A 22,093-nucleotide genomic window follows, 5' to 3' on the forward strand; every position below is an offset into this window, starting at 1 on the left:
AGTGAGCCGGTGGCATACGCCACGTTCCCGGCGGCTCGGGACAGTTCGCCACTGCCACAACGGGTGTACGGCGACGGATGCGGACGTACGGGGCGCCTCGCACACGCGGAGGCGGGGTTGACGGACCGGCGTGATCCCTCTGCGACACCGGACGGGATCAGGTTAAACGAACAGATGCGCCCCTGTCCGGCGATTGAGAACGGAGCCACCTCGTGAAGTCGCACCGACCGGTCGTCACCTGCGTCACTGCCGTCACAACCGCTGCCGTCGCCCCCGGCTCGTACGCGGGACCGGCCGGGCCCCGGCGGCGCCCCGGTACGCGGATGTCCCGACCCAGCCCCGCTCCCTCGGGCCGCCGCACACGAGGGCTTAGGCTGCCCTCATGGGTAAGAAGCGCGACGGCGGGGGTCTGACCAAGACCCAGCAGGCCGCTAAATTCCTGGGTGTCAGCGTCCTGGCCGGAGCGGTGCTGGCGGGCCTGGCCCTTCCGGCCGCCGGCGCGCTGGGCCTCGCGGCGAAGGGATCGGTCGAAGGTTTCGACGAGATCCCCGCCAATCTGAAGACTCCACCGCTGAGCCAGCGGACCACCATCCTCGACGCGAACGGCGGCGAGATCGCCAAGGTCTACTCGCGCGACCGCACCGTGGTCGACCTCAAGGAGATGTCGCCGTACGTCCAGAAGGCGATCGTCGCCATCGAGGACGCGCGCTTCTACCAGCACGGCGCGATCGACCTCAAGGGCATCCTGCGGGCGGTCAACAAGAACGCGCGGTCCGGCGGCGTCTCCGAGGGCGCCTCGACGCTGACGCAGCAGTACGTGAAGAACGTCTTCATCGAGGAGGCCGGCGACGACCCCGACAAGGTCGCCCAGGCCACCCAGCAGACCATCGGCCGCAAGGTCAAGGAGCTGAAGTACGCGATCCAGGTCGAGGAGGAACTGGGCAAGCAGAAGATCCTGCAGAACTACCTGAACATCACCTTCTTCGGGCAGCAGGCGTACGGCGTCGAGGCCGCGTCCCAGCGGTATTTCAGCAAGCACGCCAAGGACCTGACGCTGGACGAGTCCGCGCTGCTGGCGGGCATCGTGCAGTCGCCGAGCCGGTACGACCCGGTCAACGACCCGAAGGAGGCGCAGCGCCGCCGTAACACCGTGCTGCAGCGGATGGCCGACACGAAGGCCGTCACCCAGGCCGAGGCGGACGCCGCCGCCAAGAAGCCGATCAAGCTGGACGTCAGCCGCCCCAAGAACGGCTGCATCACGGCCGGTTCGGGCGCCGGGTTCTTCTGCGACTACGTACGCGAGGTGCTGCTGAACGATCAGGCGTTCGGCAAGACCCGCAAGGAACGCAGCAAGCGCTGGAACCAGGGCGGCCTGACGATCCGTACGACGCTCGACCCGCAGACCCAGAAGTCGATCCAGTCGGCCGTCACCGGCCAGGTCTACGCCAACGACCCGGTCGCCACCGCGGCGACGATCGTCCAGCCCGGCACCGGAAAGATCCTGGGCATGGGCCAGTCACGTCCGTACGGCTTCGGTCAGAACCAGACCCAGATGAATCTGTCCGTCGACCAGAAGATGGGCGGCGGCGCGGGTTACCAGCCCGGCTCGACGTTCAAGCCGGTGATCGCGGCGGCGGCCCTGGAGGCCGGCAAGGGCCCGGACCAGTCGTACTCGTCGCCGTACAAGATGCAGTACCCGAGCCCGGTCCCGACCTGCACCGGACAGTGGACGGGCAACTTCCCGGTCTCGAACGAGAACACCTCCGAGGTCGGCCCGTACAGCATGAAGGAGGCGACCGCCAAGTCGGTCAACACCTACTTCGTGCAGTTGATCAGCGACATCGGGATCTGCCCGGTGACCAATATGGCCGACAAGATGGGCATCAAACGCTCCAACGGCAAGCCGGTGGAGCAGAGCCCCGCCATCGCGCTGGGCTCCCCCGAGGTCTCCCCGCTGACCATGGCCAACGCCTACGCGACCTTCGCCAACGAGGGCATCCACTGCACCCCGGTGGCCATCGAGTCGATCACCGACACGACCGGCAAGGCGCTGACCGTACCGAAGACCAGTTGTCACCGCGCGATGTCCCAGCAGACCGCCAAGACCATCAACGCGCTGCTCAAGGGCGTCGTCGAGGACGGCACCGGCAAGCAAGCCGGTCTCCAGGGCCGGGACAGCGCGGGTAAGACCGGCACCACCGACAGCCGGTACGCGGCCTGGTTCACCGGTTACACCCCGAACATGGCCGGCGCGGTCTGGGTGGGTGACCCGGCTCACAAGCGGCGGATGTTCGACATCACCATCGGCGGCACCTTCCACGACAAGGTGTACGGGGCGGACACCCCGGGCCCGATCTGGCGCGAGGCGATGTCGGGCGCCCTGTCCGGCCGGCCCGCGCCGTCCCTGCCCACCGTCCCGCTCGGCGACTCCGACAAGGGCGACGGCAAGGGCGGCGGTGGCGGCGGCCGCCACGACCGGCCCGGCGGCGGAGGCGGGAACGGCGGCGGCCACGGCCGCGGTGACGGCAAGCCGGGTGGCGGCTGGCACATTCCCGGGTTCCCCGAGCTGTTCGGGGGGACCGGGGGCTGAGGCCGCGGTCAGGCAGGACGTACGAAGGGGCGCCCCCACCGGGTGGTGGGGGCGCCCCTTTTCGTAGAGCGGGCGACGGAGAGCAGTGACCTTGCGGCCGGCACCGTCCGGACGGCCTGCGCGACCTTTACCGCCTGGGCGGCCTCGACCGCCTGGACCGCCCGCCTTCCTCAGCCCGCGAGCAGCTTCTTGACCACCGCGGCCACCCGGCCGCCCTCGGCCCGGCCCGCGATCTTCGGGTTCACGATCTTCATGACGGCGCCCATGGCCCGCGGCCCCTCGGCGCCGCCGCCCTTCGCCTCCGCCACGGCCTCGGCGACGATGTTCTCCAGCTCCTCGTCCGAGAGCGGCTTCGGCAGGTACTCGGCGAGCACCTCGCCCTCCGCGCGCTCCCGCTCCGCCGACTCGGCGCGGCCGCCCTTGTCGAACGCCTCGGCGGCCTCCCGGCGCTTCTTCGCCTCCCGCGCGACGATCTTCTCGACCTCGGCGTCCGACAGCTCGCGCGCCTCGGTGCCCGCGACCTCCTCCTTCTGGACGGCGGTCAGGGTGAGACGGAGGGTGGAAGAGCGCAGCTCGTCACGGGCCTTGATGGCCGTGGTGAGGTCGTCCTGCAGCTTCGACTTGAGCGTGGTCATGACGTCGAGTATGCCCGTACGCGGCGCCCCGCGCCCCACCATTACGTTCCGGTGTGCGGACGTCACGTACCGGTGGGCGGGCGTACGGCTGTGCCGTGCCGTACCGGAGGACGGGTGATACGTACCGAAGTACGGCCGACACGTACCGGACAACGGGTGTGCCGCGCCGGCGAGCGGGGCAGGACGTACCGATGGGCGATTCCCCCGCTCGCTCTGCCACGATGGGAATCATGCGCGCCCGTTACGGAGTCCCCATGTCCATCGCCGCGGCCGGTGCCGCGGGCCTGGTCTACGCCGCCGGAATCGAAGTCCGCTCCTTCAGACTGCGCCGGGTCACCGTGCCCGTACTGCCGCCCGGGATGCGGCCGTTGCGCGTCCTCCAGGTCTCCGACATCCACATGGTCAGCGGCCAGCGCAAGAAACAGCGCTGGCTCCAGTCGCTGGCCGGGCTGCGCCCCGACTTCGTGATCAACACCGGCGACAACCTCTCCGACACCGAGGGCGTCCCGGAGGTACTGGACGCGCTCGGTCCGCTCATGGAGTTCCCGGGCGCGTACGTCTTCGGCTCCAACGACTACTACGGCCCAAAACCGCGCAACCCTGCCCGCTACCTGGTCGAAAAAGTCCAGAAGCGGCACGGCCTGAACGGCAACCCGCCCGTCGTCGGCGCCATCCACAACCCCTGGGAAGACCTGCGCGACGCCTTCGACACGGCCGGCTGGGTCAACCTCACCAACACCCGCGGCCGCCTGAAGCTCGACGGCTCGGCCGGCGGCTTCGAGATCGCCCTGACCGGCCTGGACGACCCGCACATCAAGCGGGACCGCTACGCCCAGGTCGCCGGCGGCCCGGAGCCGGACGCCGACCTCTCCCTGGCCGTCGTCCACGCCCCCTACCTGCGCACCCTGGACGCCTTCACCGCCGACGGCTACCCGCTGATCCTGGCCGGCCACACCCACGGCGGCCAGCTCTGCATCCCCTTCTACGGGGCCCTGGTCACCAACTGCGACATCGACACCGAGCGGGTCAAGGGCCTGTCCACCCACACCACGGCCGGCCGCACCTCCTTCCTCCACGTCTCCGCAGGCTGCGGCACCAACCGCTACACCCCGGTCCGCTTCGCCTGCCCTCCGGAGGCGACACTGCTGACGCTGACGGCCCGGGACTAGAACCGGGGGGGGCGGGCGGGGCCGGGCCCGGAACGGACAGGAGCGGCCTGTGAGCCCCACCCGCTCCTCCTCCCCCTCCTCCCCTCCCCCTCTCCTCCCTCGAATTCGCACACACTCTCCGCATCACCCCCCACTCCCGTCTAGCGTGGGGGGATGATCGACCCCACCAGCGCACGCGTCCCGAGCTCCCGTCCGCCCCAGGCCACCTCGCACGCCTCCACCCGGTACGCCCGGGGAGCGGCGGCCGCCTCGGCCCACACCCCGGCCTCCGCCGTCGTCCCCCGGTCCGGCGCCCGCTGGCCGCCGCCTTCCGCCTGCTGATCGCCCTGGCCGCGCTGGCCGGCATCGCCCTGGACATCGCGATCACCCCGGACCTGGGCCGCCTCTTCAGCTACTTCACGGTGCAGACCAACATCGCGGTGGCCGTCTTCTTCGCCTGGTCCGCCTACCGCGCCTGGGCCGCCCGTCCCCCGATCTCCACACGCATCAGCGGCGGCGTCCTCCTCTTCATAGCCATCACCGGCCTCGTCTACCACTTCGTTCTCACCAACGACTCCAGTGGCTTCTCGATGACCGGCACCCCGGAACACGACACCGTCCGCACCGTCTCCACCCACCTCCTGCACACCGTCACCCCCATCGGTGCCGCCCTCGACTGGCTCCTGCTCACCACCCCCCGCGGCTTCCGCTGGCGCTACGCCGCACAGTGGCTGGCCTACCCCTTCCTCTACCTCCCCTTCGCCCTCGTCCGCGGCGCCCTCCTCGACCCGGGCACCGAGGGCCGCTACCCGTACCCCTTCCTCGACGTCGACCTCCACGGCTACGCGGGCATCGCCCTGAACACCCTCATCTTCGGTTCCGCCTTCTACGCCCTCGCCCTGATCCTCATCGCGATCGACCAGGTCAGGCCCCACCCCCGTCGCCCGGAGAACCGGATTTCACCTTCGGGGATCGGTCCGCTAAAGTAGAGCTCGTTGCTTCGGGGTGTGGCGCAGCTTGGCAGCGCGCTTCGTTCGGGACGAAGAGGTCGTGGGTTCAAATCCCGCCACCCCGACTGAGAAGTAGCAGGTCAGGGGCCTGATCCGTGAGAGCGGATCAGGCCCCTGACTCGTTGGGGGGCCAAACAGGGGGCCACGCAAAGTGAATCAGGCCACAGCGCCGCCCTCTTCCTGCGCCTCCTCCCCTTCCTGGTCGCCGGCGAAGATGTGATCCATCGCTTCGGCACCCTTCGTGATCACGGGCCGGAGCTGCTTACGGTAGACCACCTCTGTGGTGGTTTGGCTGCTGTGCCCGACCAACAGCGCGATGGTCTCCAGCGGAACGCCGTGGTCGGAGAGCAGGGAAACGAAGCTGGTCCTCGTCTCCCGAGTCGTCCACTCATGCGGCTTCAGCTCGATACCCGGCAACTTGGCAGCCTTGGCGACGATGGCACGGAAGTCACGCCGGACGTTGGCCGCGTCGAGTGGTTCACCGCTCCGAGTCGTGAACACGAGCCCGTTCGGACTCCACTTCTTCCCCTGCGCGGCCCGCTCTTGCTTCTGCCACCGCATGTGCTCTTCGAGCACTTCGACCACCATCTTCGGCAGGGCGATGGTCCGGCGGCTCTTCCTGGTCTTGGTCTCTCCGTGCTTGCGGACCGAGCGCCACACTGCGACATGCGGCGGGATGCCGTCTCTCGTCTCCAGGAAGACGTGGTCCCAGGTGAGGGGGCGGGCCTCCTCTGTGCGTACGCCGCCGAGGAAAGAGAGCACGAGGTAGGCGTACAGCCGCGACGGGCGCGCGGCTGTGAGCACGGCTTTCGCCTGCTCCAGGTTCAGCGCCTTGCTCGGCCGTCCAGGGCGCCCTTCCGGTGCGGTAACAAGCCGAGCGACGTTTCGCACGGCCTTGTCCCTGCGCTGAGCGTGTTCGATGGAACGGCGCAGGATGGCAAGCAAGTCGCGCAGGCTCCGTGTGGCGAGGAATTCGGCCCTGCCGTCCAACCAGTCATCAACATCGTCCGCACTGAGATCCTTCAGCTTGGCTTTGCCGATGAACGGGATCAGGTGCTTGTTCGCCACCGAGCGGTTCTTGCCGATGGTGCCCTGCTCGTCGCGTCCCTTGAGTCCGCGCTCCAGCCAGTCGTTCACCGCGTCGGCCACGGTGTAGTTGGCCGGCGCCTTGACGCCCGACTGAACCTCTTTCTTCAGGTCCCGGATCTTCTGGCGAACCTCGGTCTTCGTCTTGCCGTACACCTTCGGCCGACGGCGCTTACCGTTCGGGGCATACCCAAGGGATACGGCACCCACATAGCGATTCTTCGCCGCGTCCCAGTAGATCGTGTCTTCACCGTGGCCAGCTCTACGAGCAGGCTTCGGGGCGTCGGTCATGCGGTGATCTCCAAATCAGCGGGCCGCGCCCGAAAGCGCGGCCCGGTAGATGCGAACGAGAGGGAGGTCAAGCGGCAGCTTCTGTCTCGCCCTTCAGCAGTTCGACGTACTGCGCGATGTACTCAGGCGGGATGAGTCGGCGGCGGCCGATGCGAACTGTCCGAAGACGCCCAAGGCGGATCTCCTCGTAGACCAGCGAGCGGCCGATGCCCAAGGCCATCGCTGCCTCTTCCGGTCGGTACAGAACCCGCTCAGCGGGAGCGGCGATCGTAATGCTCATCCGGGTGTCTCCTAAGCGGGGAGTGCGGGAGCCCGTGTCTGTCCGAGGTGCGGATTTCTGCGTCACCTGCGTCATCTGCGTCATCCGTGGCTCTGACCAGCCGTTTCGGGGTGACGCAGGACTCTGATAGCGCGTCACCGGTGACGAAGAGCTTCGTCACCGGTGACGCAGATGACGCGGGGTGACGCAGAGATCGGCCGTCTGCGTCACCGCTGTTCCGGCTGGTCACGTGCCGTTTGCGGGGTGTGGGTGACGCAGGTGACGCAGCGTCTTTCTACTTCGGACAGAGGGGTGCTGTCTGTTGTGGTGCGCGGCTCAGAGCGTGAAGAAGGAGCCGCTTCGCGGCGCGCCCTGCGCAGGGCGGCGGAGCCGCCGAACAGCAAGAGGAGCACGCGCGGACGGGTGCTCCTCTTGCTTGTCCCCGCGCCGTGGTGCCGCGCGGTCAGAAGGCCGCCTCCTGCTCGGGCGGGGGCGGTGCGGCGGACGGCCGCGCCATCTCGATATAGCGGGACGTCTTGGTGCGTCCCCAGTCGATGAGGACGCCCCGGGCCGCGAGGGTGGGCTGAAGGCGCTTGAGACGGTCCGAGAGCACCTTGCCGGTGGTCGGCCATCCTTTAGGCAGGGGGCGGAAGTCCTCGCCGCTGTAGAGGCCCGTGAGGCAGTGCAGCCATTCGGCGGACGTCATCCGCTGCTCGGTGCCCGGCTCGATGCCGGCGGCGTGCTTGAGGACGGTCTGCGCCAACAGGTCGCCCTCGATAACGTCGTCGTTGAGGTCGTCCAGGCTGGCCCGGTAGGCGGCGAGCGCCCCGAGCCCGGTGGCCGCGTCGAGCTGCGCGCACAGATGCGCGAAGTCGGCCATGCGCAGGTCGGTCGGGATGTCCGCCTCCGCCGCCCGCACCTGCACCGTGAGGTCCAGCAGCGAGCCGAGAATGACAGGCAGCACCTCCGCGAAGTCCGACCACAACTCCGCCTCCGTGCGCCGCACCCGGGGACGCTCCAGCCGCAGAGGTAGGAGCCGTTCGGCAAGGTCGGGCCGGATCACTCCCACATCAATGCCGGTCAGCAGCAGGGGCCGGCGGTAGCCGACGCGGAACACGTCCCCGTCGGTGAACAAGGCCCTCTTCACGTTCTCCGCGCCGGTCACGATGCAGCACATGGCGTCCGACAGTTCCGGGGTCATGTGGGAGAGGTTGTCCAGGGCGGTGACCCATCCGGCCGCCACCGCCGTGATCAGGTTCTCCTCATCCTTCGGCGCCCGGCGCAGGTCTCCGCTCATGCCCTCGATGATCCGTACGAGCATCCGCCCGCCGGTGGACTTGCCCGCGCCTTGCGGGCCGGTGAGGAACGGGGCGGGGACGGGCACGGCCGGGCCCAGGCAGCCGATCAGCCACGCGATGGCCAGGCATTCGGTCTCGGCGTTGGCGAAGTTGCACAGCCGCATCAGCAGGTCGATGCCCTTGCCGTCGGTGTCCTTGACCGGCAAGGGCAGTTCCCCGGTGAGCTGGGTGCGGCGCCAGGAGACTTCCTGCGGGTCCGGGGTGCGGATGTCCCAGCCGGTGGGGTGGATACGTACGGACTGCCCGTCGGCGCGGCCCAGGTCCAGCCACGTGGCCCCGTCGAAGCCGGGGGCGACGCGGATGTGCACCGGTTGCACGGCCTCGGTCAGCGCGAGTGCTTCGATCAGGTCGAGCGCCTCTTTCATGGCGGTGCCGTTGAACACACCTGCCCCGTCCCGGAAGAGACCGACCATGAGTTCTTGGCGGTGGCTGCCGGTGGTGCCCTGGGAGCGGATCGGGCGTGCCACGGGGTGGCCGTTCCTCTGCGCGTACACGGTCCCGTCGGCGGTGCGGAAGTACCGGAAGTGGGATTGGGCGTAGTCGGTGATGATCTCGCGGGCCGGAGTCTTGTCGTCCTCGGACACCGCTACACCCCCAGGGCGGTGCGGGCGTTGGCCCACGCATCAGCGCAGTGCCGCGGGGACTCGCCCTTGGCCTGCGCGGCGGCGAACAGCCTGGCGACGTGGCCGTCGGAGAGACAGCCGCACCGGCCGTGCACCGACAGCACCGCCAGAAACGTGCGGTACACGGTGGTGTGGACCGCACAGGTGGCCTCGGTGATGCGCTGCTCGGCCATGGTGATGCCGCGTTCCAGGTAGGCGGGAGTGCGGTGCGGGCACGCTCCGCCGCCGGCGGGTGCGGGCACGGTGACCACCGGCCCCACCGGGGCGGGTTTTTTCGCGGTCAGCGCGCGCACGGCGTCGGGCAGATCGGTCAGGGTGCCGGTGCCGGGGCCGAGCCACCGTGCGTAAGACATGCGCGACTTGAGGTCGACGCCGGGCCGCACAGCGTTCGCGGACTGCATCGCACCCCGGTAAATCCAGTGCTCACCGCGCGTCGTCGGCACGGTCCGGGTGGCCGGCAGGGTCCGGCGGGCCCATGCGACGGCCGCCGCGTCGTCCAGGTCGACCACCGTCAGCCCCGCCCCGCCGGGGTGGTAGCCGACGCAGACGGCCTGCCGCCATACCGCCGTCCAGGCCGCGGAGGCGATGACGCACGGGTCGGTGGTGGCGGCGGCCCAGGCGTGGCAGATGCCGGGGCACTGGCAGGGGCCCGCGGTCTTCATGTTCGGCCGGCCGCCGCAGGCGTTCTTGGCGCAGGTGCGGCAGTTGCCGAACGGCACCTTGCCCGCCCGCAGCGGCAGCACGGGCACTCCGGCCGCCGCGAGGCCCAGCGCGGCACGCAGTAGGTCATGCGTGCTCATGCCGCCCTCCCCGGCGCCCGGAAAACGCGGCCGGGATACGGCTCGCCGGAACGAGGTGGGTTGCGTCATGCTGGAGGTCTCCTGTTTCTGTCGAAGGGACGGAGAACCGGGGCGGTCGCGGTCTTTGGCGAGAGGCGACCGCCCCAGCCACGTCTAGCCGTGGAAGTGGTTGCGCTTGATGACGGCCTTGCGGATGTTGACCGTGGTTCCGCCGCTGTGGCCGCTCGCGCGGAAGACCTGCGTGGCGACCCAGCCACCGAAGATGACGGCGGCGAGGATGATGAGCTTCGCCACCAGCGCGGTCAGGGCGGCGATGAACGTGGTGAGCAGCAGCAGACCGCCGCACACGGCCAGGAACCCGACGCCCCCGAGGGCGACGTTCACCGCCGCGCGCGAGACGACGGGCTTGGCCGCGACCGGTTCGGGCTGGGCCGGGGCGATGGCGTAGCCGGTGACGATCCGGCCGTCCGGCAGGACCACGCTCGACACCGCCGGGACGGTGCCCGGCTGGACGTGTACGAGCGGTGCCGGTGTCACGGCGGCGGGGGTGATGGGGGTGGGCCGGTGGACCTTCACGGCCCGCTCGTCGGCCCCGTGGCGAACGGGATCGGGGTACATGCGGAATCCCTTCACGGAAGCGACGGGGAGGCAGAGACACCCCCTGCGGGGGCGTCTGTGGAGGGGTTTTCTGGGGTGCTGACCTGCGTGCCTCCCCGCCTCCCCGAAGCGGTGTTTTCGCTGATCAGCGTGGGGGAGGCGGTTCGGGGAGGCGGTTGGGGAGTTCTCCCCGCCTCCCCGGACCGAAGCGCGCTGCCTCCCCGGATCAGGAGGCGGAAACGGAATCGGTATCCGCGCGGTCGGCGAGCGCGGCGCGAACGGCGTCGCGGCGCACGACCATGCGGCCGTGCGACTTGTACGGCTCCACCCCGTCCGCCTCCAACACGCGCTTGAGGTCGGCGAAGGTCCACGAGCCGTAGGCGTCCGCGTTCAGCAGCGACAGCCGCTTGAGGATGTCGGCGGTCAGCGGGCGCTCGACATCGCCGATGGCGTCGGCGATGTCGGCCAGCGCATCACGCTCCTCGCCGCGCTCAACGGCGTGCAGCGTGGTCACGCCATCGCGCAGGGCCTTGGCGCGGTCGGTGATGGCCACGGCCGCCTCATCATCGATGTAGTGCGTGCGTACGGTGATGGACGACTGCCCGGCGGGGATGGTGATGCCGTCGGAGGCGACGACCAGGGTTCCCCGGTCCAGGCCCGGACGCAGCAGGTTGGGGGCGGCGCCGCCGTCGACGGCCTTGTCCCCCAGCGCCATGCGCGCCTGCGACTCCGTCCCCAGCGCGAGGGAGGCGCGGGTGTGGGCCCCCTCGCGGACCAGCTTGGGCAGGTTCTCGTTGGTCGGGTCCTGCGTGCCCTGCCACATCAGCACGTTCACCGCCCGCCCCTGATTGTGAATCTTGCGGACGGCCATGAAGTACCGGGAGTTGGCCTTGGCGCCGCCGTAGGGGCGCTTGTCCTCGTCCTTGGCCGGGCACATGAACGCCACCTGCGCCTCGTCCACCAGCACGATCAGCGGCGGGAAGACGGTGCCGGGCGGCGCCTGGATACGGCGGTTCATCTCATCCACCGCGCCCTCGACCATCTCGGTCACCTGGATGACGTGCTCGTCGGTCGGGCCCTGGATCAGGGTGGTGGCGAGCCCGTCGAACATGGCCCAGTCGCCCACGCCCTTCAGGTCGCCCATGAGGAACTGCACCGACCGGTCGAGCGCCAGCCACAGCGCCAGCGAACGCAGGGCCACGGTCTTGCCCTGGTTCGACAGGCCCGTGATGAGCAGATGGCGCTGGTACAGGCTCAGGGCGGCGGCATCCCCACGCAGGTCCTGACCCCACGGCGCACGTCCCGTGGCGTAGTCGGCGGTCAGCGTCTCGTCGGTGACCAGCGGGGACGGGCCGATCGGCTCGTCCAGGGCGCCGGAGTCGGCGATCCACAGCCGCACCGTGCGGGCCGCCTGCGGGATGGTGATGAACACCTCGTGCTCGTGCCGGGTCAGGTTCTCCGCCAGCTTCCGGCGGCGCCCCTGCACCTCCACCGTCGACACCCCCGACGGCAAGGTGACATCCACCTCGACGCCGCATCCGGCGATGGTGATCGGCCCGAGCATGGAGGCGCCGGCGTCGCCCATCTCCTTGATGGCGTTGCGCAGCGCCGGAACCCCCAGGTCTCGCAGCGCCTTGACCACGATGGACGGGGTGATCGGCTCGCCCTCACCGGAGCGGGCGTTGGCGGGAAGGGCCCACTGGGGTGCGGCCTGCTGCTTGCGGCCGACCGACCACAGCGCCAGCAGGGCCAGCAGCGGACCGACCGTCAGCGCCGGGCCCCACACGATGCGCACGATGCGGATCAGCAGGGCGATGAAGTCGACCGTCGCGGACAGCGGCGTGATCACATCTCCGACGTGCTTGGTGTTCAGCGCCATGACGACGCCAAGCGCGACCAGCACGCCGATGCTCATGCCGGCGCCGACGGCGACGCCCTTGACGGCATCGACCGGGGAGTGCAGCAGATCCATGCGGCGGTGGTGGCGGGCGGCGCGGAAGCGCTGCAACCGCTCCTCCCACTCCTCGGCTGCCTCCAGGTTGCCCGCGGCTTCGGCGGCGCGGAGCATCCGCTCGTAACGGGCGCCGGTGCGGCCGTCCCAGGTGCGGCGGGCCACGATCCGCCCGCCGTTGACCGTGTAGAGGCCGTGCCGGGCCGCCGCCCGGACCGCCGCCCGCGTCCTGTCGTGGGTGACGGCCGTCTTGATCGCGTGCCCGGAGCGCACCCACAGCGGCACCGGCGGTGCCGGCGCAGCGTCCGGTACGACGGTCAGGGTGGTCACCGGCGCGTTCTCGTCGGGCAGAGGGGCGGGCTTGTGGAGCTGGACGACGTTCTCAGACATGCTGGAGCTCTCCTGACTGCCCCTGCGGGGCGGGCGTAAGGGAGAGCCGGGGTGGCCGTGTCCGTGGAAAGAGGCGGCCACCCCGGCCAGTGAGCGAAGGGGGCCGGTCACCACCAGCCGGAGGACTTCTTGGCGGCCTTGGCGCGGGCCGCCTCGGTGATCAGGCGTTGACGCTCGCCGTGCAGGGCGGTCAGCTCCGCGGTCAGTCGCATCTCGGCGGCGGAGCCGGCCGCGTCCATCTGCTCCTCGGCGCCGCTGGTGTCACGGCCGCGGGCGTAGCGGTAGGACCCGGCGGCCAGCGCGCGGGCCATGGCCCGGCGCTCACGGCCGTTCAGCGGCCACCGCTCCCCCCGGCGGAGGGCTTCGAGCTTCTTCGTCGTCTCCCGGATCTCACGGTCCAGGCGGCGGATGTCGGGGTTGCCCATCTCAAGTGCTCCCATCGGACCCGTGCGGGTCGGGGTCGGCGCACGGCACGCAGGTGCCGAGCGAGGTGGGGATGACGTAGCCGGCATCCCGCCGGCAGCCGGGGCAGGTGCGGCGGGCGCGCATCGCGGCGTCCAGCGCCGCCCGCCGGGCCGGTGTCATCGGCCTCACCGGTCGGGCGAGGTCGATGCGGTAGAGGTAGGCGACCAGCGGGCCCCGGCGGCGACGCGGCCGTTCGAGCTGCGCGGCCACCGGCTGACCGCCGGGCCGCAAGCCACGGGCGCGGAGTTGGCGGCGGGTGGCGTAGCCGTCCGGGGCCAGGCGCCACCGGAAGACCGGCAGCGCCGCCATCAGGCGACCACGCGCTTCCAGGCGGCCCGCAGGCGGACCTCGGAGGCGGAGTGGCCGGCGGCGCGGAAGCGGGCGGCCAACTCGCGGTAGGACAGGGCCGGGACTTCGCTGTGACGGATCTGGTCGACCAGTGCGTCAAGCGCCTCGTCGGTGAGCGCGGGCGCCGCCCCCGGTGTGAGCGCCGGTACCGGTTCGGTGGGGCCCCACACCGGCAGGTCCCAGCGGGGCGTGACACCGGGCGTGACGGGGGTCGTCACGCAGGTCAGCGCCCGTGCGGTGTCCTCCCCGTCGCGGGCCGTCTCCAGCGTCGACCAGGCCCGCGAGAGGGTCTGTGCGGTCTTGGCCTGGACGCGTGCGACGCGGGCCCCGGCCTGCGTCACGGCCGTCAGCCGGGTCTCCTCGGTGACCGCTTCCGCCCGCAGCCGGGCGCGGGCCACGGCCGCCTCGTCGCGAGCTTCCTGCTGGATGCCGCGGATCGCTCCCAGCGCGCCCGGGGTGAGCGCGGTGCGCTCCCACAGGCCGTGCACCAGCCACAGCGCCTTGGCCGCGACCGGCAGCCACGCCACCGCCAGCCACGCCCCGGCGGACTCCTTCGCGGTGAGCGCGTGCGCCACCAGGACACCGGTCGCGATCAGGCCGAAGCACCAGCCGACGGCGGTCACCACGCGGTTGTGGTCACCCTGCGCGGCAAGGCGGCGTTCGTAGGCGAGGGTGGCCAGCCATCCGCCGTCGATGCCCACACCGACGACCAGGGCGACGGGCCACGGCACGGCCGTGCCCAGCCACATCACGACCACGGCCAGGGTCAGGACCATGGACACCGCCGTCATCGCCACAGCGGGAAGCACGGTCTTGGCCTTCATGCCGGCACCCCCGCTCGTGTCCGCACGGTGACGGCCGCGATCAGCAGGACCGGCGCGCTGTCGTCGTCGGGGTCGGCGCTGTCCTCGGCCCACGCCCACTCAGCACCGGGCCGCACCTCGTACCCGAGAGCGGCCAGCACCTCCCGCCGCTCGGCCACGGTCGGCACCGCACCCGCCTCAATCGCAGCGGTCGGCCAGTCCGAAGACCCCGGCACCACGACGTAGAGACGCCACGGTCCGCCGTCGCTCGACATCTGCGCCGTCAGCCCGCTCATGCCGCCTCCCCCGCTTCCGACTGGTCGGTGCGGGCGGCACGCAGGAACGGCACCGTACGGGTCAGCGCGTCGGCGTACAGGGCGTCCCAGGCGGCGATCTCGTCGCCGTCCTCGCCCATCGCCCGCAGGTCCGCGGCGATGTCGCGGGCCGCGTCCTCACGGGCGCGGCGCTCGTCGGCCGTCTCCGGCCGCAGCGGGCCGCGGAACAGCTCGACGTCCAGGCCGGTCGGCCGCTCGTCGAAGCCGAACGCCAGCTCTTCGAACTCGGTCTGGTTCACGAGCTGGTGATGGCCGATGTAGCTACGCATGGCAGAACTCCTGACATCGAAGGGATGCCGGGGCGGTCGCGGTCCTTGGCGAGAGGCGACCACCCCGGAAGGAAGAGACCCGGCCGCAGGACGGGCCGGGGGAGACGCGGCTAGGCCGCGGCGATGATGAGGGCGGCGACCAGCAGCCACAGGTGGTGGAAGGACTGGTCAAGCGCGTACGCGCCGGTGCCGATGTGCGGGTTGTCGTCGCGGCCGGCACGCGGGGCGCCGAGCCGGTAGAAGTCGGCTATGCCGATCACGCGGGCCAACCACGCGAGCGTGGTGCGCCGGTCCGCCCACCAGTGCGAGGCCGCATCCACAGCGAGCCCGGCGACCAGGCCGGGCACGGACAGGCGCAGGTCCAGCAGCCAGGCGACCGGCAGCAGGACGGCCGCCTTGGTGGCGGTCAGGGTGGCAACGTGCCGGGCGTCCGCGAGGCGGCCGGCCCAGCCGGGGCGGCCCTTGTGCGCGGACTGGCGAGAGGTCTGTACCCAGTGATCCCCCACGCTGTGGGCGACGTACAGGGCGGCGAACACAGCGGCGAAGACGGCCGCAGCCATCGGGCGACTCCTAGGCGAGAGAGAAGGATCGGACGATGGCTCAGTGGTTGCGGACGCGGCCGGAGACGGTGTTGGCGGACACGCTCAGGTGACCGGCGCCGGAGATGCGCACGTCGCCGGAGACGCTGTGGGCGCTGACGTGTCCGGCGGCGCCGTTGGTGGCCTGCACCGTGATGTCCCCGGAGGTGGTGTCCAGGCTCGCGCCACGGCCGTCGTACGAGCCCACCTGGATGTCGCCGGAGACCGACTGTGCGGTGATCTGTTCGGTGACGCGGCCGGCGCGGATGTCACCGGAGGTGGTGTTGGCGCGCAGGTCCCGCGCGCCATCGGCGTACAGGTCGCCGGAGATGGACCGGAACTCGATCCGCTCAACGTCACCGTAGACCGCCGCGTCGGCGGCCTGCGAGACGACCGCGAGGGAGGAGCGCGGGGGCACGCAGACCGTTGCCTCGATCGGGCTGACGGTCTGCATGGTGTCCATGCCGCCGGAGATGACGCGGCCGTTGACAACGGTCATGCCGGTCACCGACCCGTAGACCGTGCCGAAGTTCTGCACGATCCGGTTGCCGCGTCGGCTCTGCGTCATCACGTTGCCGGGCATCTCCGGCACCTCGATGCCGAACGCCTGCCCGTTCTGCCGGCTACGGGCGCCGTTGACGGCATCGGCCGCCGGGCCCGTGGTGTCGTCGGTGCGCAGGACCACGCGGGCGGTGGTCAGGTTGTCGATGACCTGGATGCGGACGCTGCCGACCGGGAGCGAGATCCCCAGCACGATCGGACCGGAGGTCTCGGAGAGGAAGACACGCTCGGTCATGAAGAACTCCAGGTGGTCGAAGAGACGTTGAGGTGAGCGAAGCGCCGGGGCGGTCGCGGTCCTTGGCGAGAGGCGACCGCCCCGAAGAGCACCCGTCCGCGAGGGCGGCGGGCGGTGGAGCGCTATGAATGCGTGCGCGGCTCCCCTCAGCGCTGCTCGTACGAGACGAGCAGCGGAGGCAACCGGCCGCAGCGGGAGAGCTGCGACAAGGTCAGGTGGCGCTGTAGCGACGGGTGCGGGGCACGCTCAGGCGTTGAAGGTGATGCCGTGGCTGCCGCCGGTGATGTGCACGCCGGTCGCACCGTCCTCGCGGACGTTGGTGTTGTCGTAGGTGGTGCCGGTGCTGGTGTTCTCGTACGTGTCACCGTCGCCGGTGTGCACGGTGCCGGTGCCGCCGTTGATGAAGGTGTTGTTGTCCTCATTGCGCTTGCCCATGACAGCTCCTGTTGTTGTCCCGGCCGGACCGGACCGTCCGGCCACCGCGCCCCGCACGCACACGGCGTGTGGAGCACGGCGGCCGGAGGGTCAGGCGGCGGACTGCTGCGGCGTCCAGGGCAGCGGCAGCGCATCATCGACGATGCGCGGCACCACGTGAATGTGCAGGTGGAACACGGTCTGCGTGGCCTCAGCGCCCTTGGAGGTGATGAGGTTCAGCGAGCCGCCGATGCTGGCGGCGTACTCGGCGGCGCGGGTCATGGTCGCGCCGGTCACCGCGGGGTTCTCGGTCGCGTCGGCGACATGTACGGCCGGAATGACCAGGACGTGGCCGTCGGTGACCGGGCCCAGCGGCACGATCGCAATCGCGTCGTCCCAGCGGGCCACCACCGTGGCCGGCGCCTTACCGGCGACGATGCGGCAGAAGATGCAGTTCGTGGAGCACTTCGACATGACGGAATCTCCTGTGGAGTCGGAAAGGGCAAGTCAGATGAGGTGGCACGAGCAGTCGCGGCACCCCGCCGCCCGGCGTCGCCTGTGTGGCGGCCGGACGGAAGGGACCGTGAGCACTGGTGCTCAACCGCGCGGGAAGTTGGGGTGCGCGGTGGTGACGCGGCGGGCATGGCCTGCGCCGTGCCGGTCCAGCACGGGCGGCGCCCAGAACGTTCGTCGCATCGGAACCTCCGAGGTAGGAGGGGCAGTTGCGGGTGTCTCCTTCGGGAACACGAGCTCCCGTTTCAGGCGTATGGAGACGTGACCTTTCGGTCTAAGCCCTCCGGATGACAAGGCCCCGGGCGCCTCCCCCCGTCCACCGCGGGGCTCCTGGTCGTGCGGTTGTGCAGGTGAACCCGCCCCGGCCTGACCAACTTGGCTAGCCCGGCGGGCACGAGAACAACGTAGCCAGCCTGGCTAGTCATGTCAACACCTGGCTAGCCTGGCTGCTCTGATCGCGGTGAAAGGACGTAGCATCGAGGCATGACCTTCACGCCCGAACCCCTGGACCCGGACGACGACCGGCCGCCGTTTGAGCAGGTGGCGAGCAGCCTTGGCGCCGCCATTCGGACGAAGAAGCTAGGCCCCGGCGACAAACTCCCCTCGCACAAGACACTGACCGAGCTGTACGGATTCGCTCGCGCCACGATCCAGCGGGCCCTCCGCGACCTGGAGGACGAAGGTCTCGTTGTGTCCCGTAAGGGCAGCGGCGTGTACGTCCGCAACCGAACTGAACGGCCGGCCGGTCTCCGCCCGTATGTCGAGCAGGCGTTTGCCAGTACCAACGTCTCGATCGACTTCGCCGGCTTTTCGAGCGAGACCCTGCACAGCGCCCTTCAAGAGCCCATCGACAAGATTCGCGTTGGCCGCCTAACCCCTTCGAGCATCACCATCCGAATCCTGGTGCCGGACATGTCGGTGCCACACGCCGCGCCTGTGCGGCGCGAAGACGGGACGGACGACCCGCGCCTACGCCGCCGGATGCACGACATGATGGTCGGCTTCACGCGCAGCATCACCAACTCAATCCATGAGCTGAGCGTTCTCGGCCTGGTACCGGAAACCAAGGTGAGCGTGCGGGTCCACACGGGAACGCAGTTCTTCAAGCTGTACGTGATCAACAAGGAAGACGCGTTTTTCGGGTACTACCCCATCCGCCCCAACAAGGTGGTCGCGGAGGGCGAGGCCATTGAGATCTACGATCTCGTAGGGACCGATGCCACGCTTTTCCACTACTCGGTGAACGAAGGCGAGTCATCGAGCGGAGCGCAGCAGGTCGAGCAGGCGCGCATGTGGTTCGACAGCGTTTGGGACACCATCGGAAGGGACCTCGGCCCTGATGGAAAGTGACAAGCTCACCACGGTCATCAGGGAGTCCAGCGGGATTCTCTTCGACTTCGACGGGCCGATCTGCGACGTGTTCGCGGGTCTGCCCGCTCCCGGCGTCGCCCAGGACCTCACGGAAGTCGTGGCTGGACACGATGTGCCCCTTGGCGGCAAGGCGCGCGGCCTTGAAGACCCGATGGAGATTCTGCGCCTCGCAGTACAAGGCGGCGAACCGGTCATCCGAGCAGTCGAGGAAGCACTGACTAAAGCCGAAGTGTCGGCCGTGAAGGTAGCGGGCCCGCCGATTCCCGGCGCGGTCGCCTCCCTCGAAGCGGCGCACTCATCCGGGCGAAAGACTGCCGTGGTCAGCAACAATTCCGCAGTCTGTGTACGAGCGTTTCTGAAGCAACACAATCTTCATCACCTAGTGCACGAGGTGATCGGACGCGCCGCCTATCGACCGGACCTGATGAAGCCCGACCCTCACTCGCTATTGATCGCCGCCGAACGGCTGGACGTTCCTCCGAAACGCTGCACGCTCATTGGGGACTCGGTGACAGACATCGAAGCTGCCCGTACTGCCGGAGCGATGTCGATCGGCTTCGCCAACAAGCCTCACAAGACCCTCGCCCTGACTGAAGCCAGGGCCGATGCAGTGATCACCGACATGGCCGAAGTGGCTGGCGCTCTCGCATCGAGCCCCTGGTAGCGACCTTCCGGGCGGCCAAGAGACAGGGGGCCGATGGGGGGCCAAACAGGGGGCCAAACGCCTCGGCATCAGCCGGACACTGCCGGACGACAACGGACAGTCGCGCCGCACAACTTCCCGTTCGTCAGCCACCTCACCAGGTCAAGGATCACGAGAATGGCGTTCGGGACGAAGAGGTCGTGGGTTCAAATCCCGCCACCCCGACTGAGAAGTAGCAGGTCAAGGGCCACCGACTCGTGAGAGTCGGTGGCCCTGACTCGTTCCTGGCGGCGTTGGGGAGGTCCGGGCCAGTGCACCCGGATCAGCCGCTGGTGATGTACGACACAGCGCCGGCCCGCACTTGCCGCGGCGGACGACTCCGCATCCGGTCATCGAACCTCACGTATCCCGCGTACCGGTCTCCTAAGCTGGCTCACCGCAGCGACCGGGGAGGGCAGCGGGTGGTGCAGGACGGGGTCAGGAATGCGATCAGTGGGGGGAATTTCGAGGCGCCGGTCATCCAGGCCGCCTCGGTGACCGTCCAGGCTGCCATTGAGCCCACGCCGCCGAAGGAGCCGTGGGTCAGGGCCGTACTGGAGTCGGGTGTCTGGGCGCATGCGGCCCAGCGTGACGCCGAGCCCTGCCGGCAGCATGCGGCCCGGCTGGCGGGGCGGCTGGCTGCTGTCCGGGATGCCGCCGAGCAGCGGATCGCGGGGGACCCGTGGGCCGACCCCGGGTTCGCTACGCGGTTCGCTGACCGCGTCGAGTGGCTGCTCGGGGAGCCCGACGGCGCGCTCGATCTCTACCCGGCCGAAGCCGGGATGCTCGTTCTGCTGCCCTACCTCTACCAGGCCCATCAGCTTCTTCTGGTGGCTTCCCGTGTGGAGGTCGTCCCGGCCGACCTGCGGTCCCGGCCGCAAGCGACCGGGTGGCGGGCCGGTTATCAGTCCTTCCTGGCCGGTCACGGCCTCTTGGTGAACCGGGCGGAGCTGCGGCCGGAGTCCTCTTCGGTGATCGGGTGGTGGCTGTACCGCCGTTGGCTCGCGCAGGAGGACAAGGGGGCGGGTCGGCTCGTCGACCTGGCTGCTGAGCTGGTGGACGAGCATGGTCCGCTGACGGAGGCGCTGAGTCCGCGACGGCTGGCGAGGATTCTGGCGGGGCTGCGGCTCGGGGCCGAGGTCTGTAATGCCGAGCATCTAGGTCAGTTGGAGGCGGACGACGTCTTACCCGGGCCCGGCCACCAACGCATCAGGGAGCGACGGGCGAGTCTGCTGCTGGCCGTCGCGTACGGCTCCGCGATCGAACTCGCGGTGCTGCCGGACACGGTGGTCGAGCACACCGGCATCCCGAACCCCGTCGACCTGGACGGCGTACGGCGGACCTTGGCCGGGTCGGCATGGAGCGGACCGCCGGCGCTGCCGGTCCTGAAGGCGGTCTGCGAGCACGAGGCCGTGGTGGAAGCGCTGCGCGAGCATACCGAGCGGCTGGACGGGCTGCTGCTGGCGGTCGGCCGCACCGTACCCGACCGGATCACCCAGCCGATGCCGGCGTTACCCGCGCGGGTCTCCGCGGACGGTGTGGTCCCGGCGGAAGGAACGTTCAGCAGCAGTGCGCGCTTTCGGCTGGACGACCGACGGGTGCGCGGTCTGCTGACCGGCACCCAGCTCTACAAGGACCACGGTCTTGCCGTGCGGGAGCTGTACCAGAACGCTCTCGACGCGTGTCGCTACCGGCGTGCCAGGACGCAGTACCTGGAGCGGTCCGGCCGTCCCTTCCATCCGTACGAGGGTCGGATCGATTTCCGGCAGGGGGTCGACGAAGACGGCCGTCCGTATTTGGAGTGCTCGGACGACGGGATCGGTATGGGCGAGGCGGAGTTGCGCGGGGTGTTCTCGCACGCCGGTGCCCGCTTCGCCGAGCAGCCCGACTTCCTGCTGGAGCAGGCGGAGTGGGAGCGGGTGGAGCCACCGGTACGGCTCTACCCCAACAGCCGGTTCGGCATCGGTGTCCTGTCGTACTTCATGCTCGCGGACGAGATCCGGGTGACGTCCTGCCGGATGGGGCTGGACGGTGTGGGCGGGCCGGTGGTGGAGGCGCACATTCTTGGGCCGAATCACCTGTTCCGGATCGTGGAGAAGGCAGGGCAGGCGGACCGGAAGCCCGGCACCCGGGTACGGCTCTACCTGCGGAACGAGCATCGTTCCTGGTCGGGGCTGCACGCGTTGGGCGAAGTGCTGCACATCGCCGAGTTCCGCACGACTGTGGAGCACGGTACCCGGCGAAGAGTGTGGGACGCCGGGGTGTTCCAACCGGAATACCCCAGGGTGTACCACCAGTCGGTCGAATGGCAGGACAGCCCGCCGGGCACACAAGTGATCTGGTGCAAGGAGGGAGGCATGCTGCTGGTGGACGGGCTCCGGATTGAACCGGGGCGGAAGGTCGGCGTGCTGTCGGGGCCTCGTGGTGTCGTGGTGAATTTGAGCGGAGAGCACGCTCCCCGGAACCTCAGTACCGACCGTCTCACGGTGTTGGACGATGTGTCGGCTCAGGTCGAACAGTTGCTGACGGCAGCGGCGCCTGCCCTGGTGACGGACGCGACGGGTTTCCTCACGCTGGGATGGATGCATGGAGTCGCCCAAAGTAGCCCGCGCACTGCGGACCTGGTGGCGGCGGCCGCTTTCGATGCGAGGGTCGGGTTCCGTGTACGCGCGGATACGCCAGTCCTCGCAGCGGCCGGATGCTTCCCTATCGACCTAGAGCTCATTGCCCCCTGTTGGCGCCGGACCACCGCACGGCCCATATAGCGGGCGGCTTCCATTA

23 protein-coding genes and 1 tRNA gene are annotated in these 22,093 nt (G+C 69.9%); 8 read left to right on the plus strand and 16 right to left on the minus strand.

The window, feature by feature from the left end; all coding sequences use genetic code 11:
* Positions 1 to 382: 382 nt before the first annotated feature.
* The gene (locus tag EJG53_RS18750) at positions 383 to 2,590 is read left to right on the plus strand and encodes a transglycosylase domain-containing protein (RefSeq protein ID WP_125045807.1); all 2,208 of its coding nucleotides are present in this window, start codon (positions 383 to 385) and stop codon (positions 2,588 to 2,590) included.
* Positions 2,591 to 2,760: 170 nt separating this feature from the next.
* Here the strand turns inward: EJG53_RS18750 and EJG53_RS18755 are convergent, their stop codons facing one another.
* Complete coding sequence (locus EJG53_RS18755) at positions 2,761 to 3,225, minus strand: GatB/YqeY domain-containing protein (RefSeq protein WP_031010044.1); 465 nt, start codon at positions 3,223 to 3,225, stop codon at positions 2,761 to 2,763.
* A 230-nt stretch (positions 3,226 to 3,455) separates the two neighbouring features.
* Here EJG53_RS18755 and EJG53_RS18760 point away from each other — a divergent pair, with 230 nt between their 5' ends.
* The 4 genes from EJG53_RS18760 to EJG53_RS18770 all read left to right on the plus strand — a co-directional run bounded on the left by EJG53_RS18760 (position 3,456) and on the right by EJG53_RS18770 (position 5,448).
* Positions 3,456 to 4,394: a metallophosphoesterase gene (locus tag EJG53_RS18760; protein WP_125045808.1), complete on the plus strand. Its 939-nt coding sequence runs from the start codon at positions 3,456 to 3,458 to the stop codon at positions 4,392 to 4,394.
* A 153-nt stretch (positions 4,395 to 4,547) separates the two neighbouring features.
* The gene (locus tag EJG53_RS42580; protein WP_154806382.1) at positions 4,548 to 4,715 is read left to right on the plus strand and encodes a hypothetical protein; all 168 of its coding nucleotides are present in this window, start codon (positions 4,548 to 4,550) and stop codon (positions 4,713 to 4,715) included.
* An 80-nt stretch (positions 4,716 to 4,795) separates the two neighbouring features.
* A complete protein-coding gene (locus EJG53_RS18765) occupies positions 4,796 to 5,362 on the plus strand; it encodes a Pr6Pr family membrane protein (RefSeq protein ID WP_244955210.1) in 567 nt (188 codons plus the stop codon).
* Between the two features lie 12 nt (positions 5,363 to 5,374).
* Positions 5,375 to 5,448, plus strand: a tRNA-Pro gene (locus EJG53_RS18770).
* Between the two features lie 91 nt (positions 5,449 to 5,539).
* On the opposite strand, the gene EJG53_RS18775 is transcribed toward EJG53_RS18770, so the two are convergent.
* The 15 genes from EJG53_RS18775 to EJG53_RS18845 form a co-directional block, all read right to left on the minus strand.
* Positions 5,540 to 6,760, minus strand: coding sequence for a site-specific integrase (locus tag EJG53_RS18775; protein ID WP_125045809.1), 1,221 nt, complete (start codon positions 6,758 to 6,760; stop codon positions 5,540 to 5,542).
* Between the two features lie 67 nt (positions 6,761 to 6,827).
* A complete protein-coding gene (locus tag EJG53_RS18780) occupies positions 6,828 to 7,040 on the minus strand; it encodes a helix-turn-helix domain-containing protein (protein ID WP_125045810.1) in 213 nt (70 codons plus the stop codon).
* Positions 7,041 to 7,482: 442 nt separating this feature from the next.
* A complete protein-coding gene (locus EJG53_RS18785; RefSeq protein ID WP_125045811.1) occupies positions 7,483 to 8,961 on the minus strand; it encodes an ATP-binding protein in 1,479 nt (492 codons plus the stop codon).
* Positions 8,962 to 8,963: 2 nt separating this feature from the next.
* Positions 8,964 to 9,800 carry a bifunctional DNA primase/polymerase gene (locus EJG53_RS18790; protein ID WP_125045812.1) on the minus strand — a complete coding sequence of 279 codons (837 nt, stop codon included), beginning with the start codon at positions 9,798 to 9,800 and terminating at the stop codon, positions 8,964 to 8,966.
* Between the two features lie 153 nt (positions 9,801 to 9,953).
* A complete protein-coding gene (locus tag EJG53_RS18795; protein ID WP_125045813.1) occupies positions 9,954 to 10,418 on the minus strand; it encodes a hypothetical protein in 465 nt (154 codons plus the stop codon).
* A gap of 205 nt (positions 10,419 to 10,623) precedes the next feature.
* Complete coding sequence (locus EJG53_RS18800; protein ID WP_125045814.1) at positions 10,624 to 12,738, minus strand: FtsK/SpoIIIE domain-containing protein; 2,115 nt, start codon at positions 12,736 to 12,738, stop codon at positions 10,624 to 10,626.
* A 107-nt stretch (positions 12,739 to 12,845) separates the two neighbouring features.
* Positions 12,846 to 13,163 (minus strand): hypothetical protein, encoded by a 318-nt coding sequence (locus tag EJG53_RS18805; RefSeq protein WP_125045815.1) that lies wholly within the window; start codon positions 13,161 to 13,163, stop codon positions 12,846 to 12,848.
* Between the two features lies 1 nt (position 13,164).
* On the minus strand, positions 13,165 to 13,512 hold the full coding sequence (locus tag EJG53_RS18810) for an RRQRL motif-containing zinc-binding protein (RefSeq protein ID WP_125045816.1): 348 nt from the start codon (positions 13,510 to 13,512) through the stop codon (positions 13,165 to 13,167).
* The gene (locus EJG53_RS18815; protein ID WP_125045817.1) at positions 13,512 to 14,375 is read right to left on the minus strand and encodes a protein spdB; all 864 of its coding nucleotides are present in this window, start codon (positions 14,373 to 14,375) and stop codon (positions 13,512 to 13,514) included. The genes EJG53_RS18810 and EJG53_RS18815 overlap by 1 nt, the downstream gene beginning before the upstream one ends.
* Entirely contained in the window at positions 14,372 to 14,650 is a 279-nt protein-coding gene (locus tag EJG53_RS18820) for a DUF6303 family protein (protein WP_125045818.1), read from the minus strand. The genes EJG53_RS18815 and EJG53_RS18820 overlap by 4 nt, the downstream gene beginning before the upstream one ends.
* Entirely contained in the window at positions 14,647 to 14,958 is a 312-nt protein-coding gene (locus EJG53_RS18825; RefSeq protein ID WP_125045819.1) for a hypothetical protein, read from the minus strand. The genes EJG53_RS18820 and EJG53_RS18825 overlap by 4 nt, the downstream gene beginning before the upstream one ends.
* A gap of 110 nt (positions 14,959 to 15,068) precedes the next feature.
* A complete protein-coding gene (locus EJG53_RS18830) occupies positions 15,069 to 15,518 on the minus strand; it encodes a DUF3307 domain-containing protein (RefSeq protein WP_125045820.1) in 450 nt (149 codons plus the stop codon).
* A 40-nt stretch (positions 15,519 to 15,558) separates the two neighbouring features.
* Entirely contained in the window at positions 15,559 to 16,332 is a 774-nt protein-coding gene (locus tag EJG53_RS18835; protein WP_125045821.1) for a DUF4097 family beta strand repeat-containing protein, read from the minus strand.
* Between the two features lie 246 nt (positions 16,333 to 16,578).
* Positions 16,579 to 16,767, minus strand: coding sequence for a hypothetical protein (locus EJG53_RS18840; protein WP_125045822.1), 189 nt, complete (start codon positions 16,765 to 16,767; stop codon positions 16,579 to 16,581).
* Positions 16,768 to 16,857: 90 nt separating this feature from the next.
* Positions 16,858 to 17,220 (minus strand): HIT family protein, encoded by a 363-nt coding sequence (locus EJG53_RS18845; protein WP_125045823.1) that lies wholly within the window; start codon positions 17,218 to 17,220, stop codon positions 16,858 to 16,860.
* Between the two features lie 522 nt (positions 17,221 to 17,742).
* On the opposite strand from EJG53_RS18845, the gene EJG53_RS18850 reads away from it, so the two are divergent.
* The 3 genes from EJG53_RS18850 (at position 17,743) to EJG53_RS18860 (ending at position 22,077) form a co-directional block, all read left to right on the plus strand.
* The gene (locus EJG53_RS18850; protein ID WP_125045824.1) at positions 17,743 to 18,609 is read left to right on the plus strand and encodes a GntR family transcriptional regulator; all 867 of its coding nucleotides are present in this window, start codon (positions 17,743 to 17,745) and stop codon (positions 18,607 to 18,609) included.
* Positions 18,599 to 19,294, plus strand: coding sequence for an HAD family hydrolase (locus tag EJG53_RS18855; protein ID WP_125045825.1), 696 nt, complete (start codon positions 18,599 to 18,601; stop codon positions 19,292 to 19,294). The genes EJG53_RS18850 and EJG53_RS18855 overlap by 11 nt, the downstream gene beginning before the upstream one ends.
* Before the next feature lie 440 nt (positions 19,295 to 19,734).
* On the plus strand, positions 19,735 to 22,077 hold the full coding sequence (locus EJG53_RS18860; RefSeq protein WP_125045826.1) for an HD domain-containing protein: 2,343 nt from the start codon (positions 19,735 to 19,737) through the stop codon (positions 22,075 to 22,077).
* Positions 22,078 to 22,093: the final 16 nt, after the last annotated feature.

Origin of the sequence: Streptomyces chrestomyceticus JCM 4735 (genome assembly GCF_003865135.1) — a bacterium.
Lineage (GTDB): Bacteria > Actinomycetota > Actinomycetes > Streptomycetales > Streptomycetaceae > Streptomyces > Streptomyces chrestomyceticus.

What these genes read in the sequence shown, in the direction of transcription:
- EJG53_RS18750 (WP_125045807.1), top strand. Translation starts at nt 383, where the DNA reads ATGGGTAAGAAGCGCGACGGCGGGGGTCTGACCAAGACCCAGCAGGCC.
- EJG53_RS18755 (WP_031010044.1), bottom strand. Translation starts at nt 3,225, where the DNA reads ATGACCACGCTCAAGTCGAAGCTGCAGGACGACCTCACCACGGCCATC.
- EJG53_RS18760 (WP_125045808.1), top strand. Translation starts at nt 3,456, where the DNA reads ATGCGCGCCCGTTACGGAGTCCCCATGTCCATCGCCGCGGCCGGTGCC.
- EJG53_RS42580 (WP_154806382.1), top strand. Translation starts at nt 4,548, where the DNA reads ATGATCGACCCCACCAGCGCACGCGTCCCGAGCTCCCGTCCGCCCCAG.
- EJG53_RS18775 (WP_125045809.1), bottom strand. Translation starts at nt 6,760, where the DNA reads ATGACCGACGCCCCGAAGCCTGCTCGTAGAGCTGGCCACGGTGAAGAC.
- EJG53_RS18780 (WP_125045810.1), bottom strand. Translation starts at nt 7,040, where the DNA reads ATGAGCATTACGATCGCCGCTCCCGCTGAGCGGGTTCTGTACCGACCG.
- EJG53_RS18790 (WP_125045812.1), bottom strand. Translation starts at nt 9,800, where the DNA reads ATGAGCACGCATGACCTACTGCGTGCCGCGCTGGGCCTCGCGGCGGCC.
- EJG53_RS18795 (WP_125045813.1), bottom strand. Translation starts at nt 10,418, where the DNA reads ATGTACCCCGATCCCGTTCGCCACGGGGCCGACGAGCGGGCCGTGAAG.
- EJG53_RS18800 (WP_125045814.1), bottom strand. Translation starts at nt 12,738, where the DNA reads ATGTCTGAGAACGTCGTCCAGCTCCACAAGCCCGCCCCTCTGCCCGAC.
- EJG53_RS18805 (WP_125045815.1), bottom strand. Translation starts at nt 13,163, where the DNA reads ATGGGCAACCCCGACATCCGCCGCCTGGACCGTGAGATCCGGGAGACG.
- EJG53_RS18810 (WP_125045816.1), bottom strand. Translation starts at nt 13,512, where the DNA reads ATGGCGGCGCTGCCGGTCTTCCGGTGGCGCCTGGCCCCGGACGGCTAC.
- EJG53_RS18815 (WP_125045817.1), bottom strand. Translation starts at nt 14,375, where the DNA reads ATGAAGGCCAAGACCGTGCTTCCCGCTGTGGCGATGACGGCGGTGTCC.
- EJG53_RS18820 (WP_125045818.1), bottom strand. Translation starts at nt 14,650, where the DNA reads ATGAGCGGGCTGACGGCGCAGATGTCGAGCGACGGCGGACCGTGGCGT.
- EJG53_RS18825 (WP_125045819.1), bottom strand. Translation starts at nt 14,958, where the DNA reads ATGCGTAGCTACATCGGCCATCACCAGCTCGTGAACCAGACCGAGTTC.
- EJG53_RS18830 (WP_125045820.1), bottom strand. Translation starts at nt 15,518, where the DNA reads ATGGCTGCGGCCGTCTTCGCCGCTGTGTTCGCCGCCCTGTACGTCGCC.
- EJG53_RS18835 (WP_125045821.1), bottom strand. Translation starts at nt 16,332, where the DNA reads ATGACCGAGCGTGTCTTCCTCTCCGAGACCTCCGGTCCGATCGTGCTG.
- EJG53_RS18840 (WP_125045822.1), bottom strand. Translation starts at nt 16,767, where the DNA reads ATGGGCAAGCGCAATGAGGACAACAACACCTTCATCAACGGCGGCACC.
- EJG53_RS18845 (WP_125045823.1), bottom strand. Translation starts at nt 17,220, where the DNA reads ATGTCGAAGTGCTCCACGAACTGCATCTTCTGCCGCATCGTCGCCGGT.
- EJG53_RS18850 (WP_125045824.1), top strand. Translation starts at nt 17,743, where the DNA reads ATGACCTTCACGCCCGAACCCCTGGACCCGGACGACGACCGGCCGCCG.
- EJG53_RS18855 (WP_125045825.1), top strand. Translation starts at nt 18,599, where the DNA reads ATGGAAAGTGACAAGCTCACCACGGTCATCAGGGAGTCCAGCGGGATT.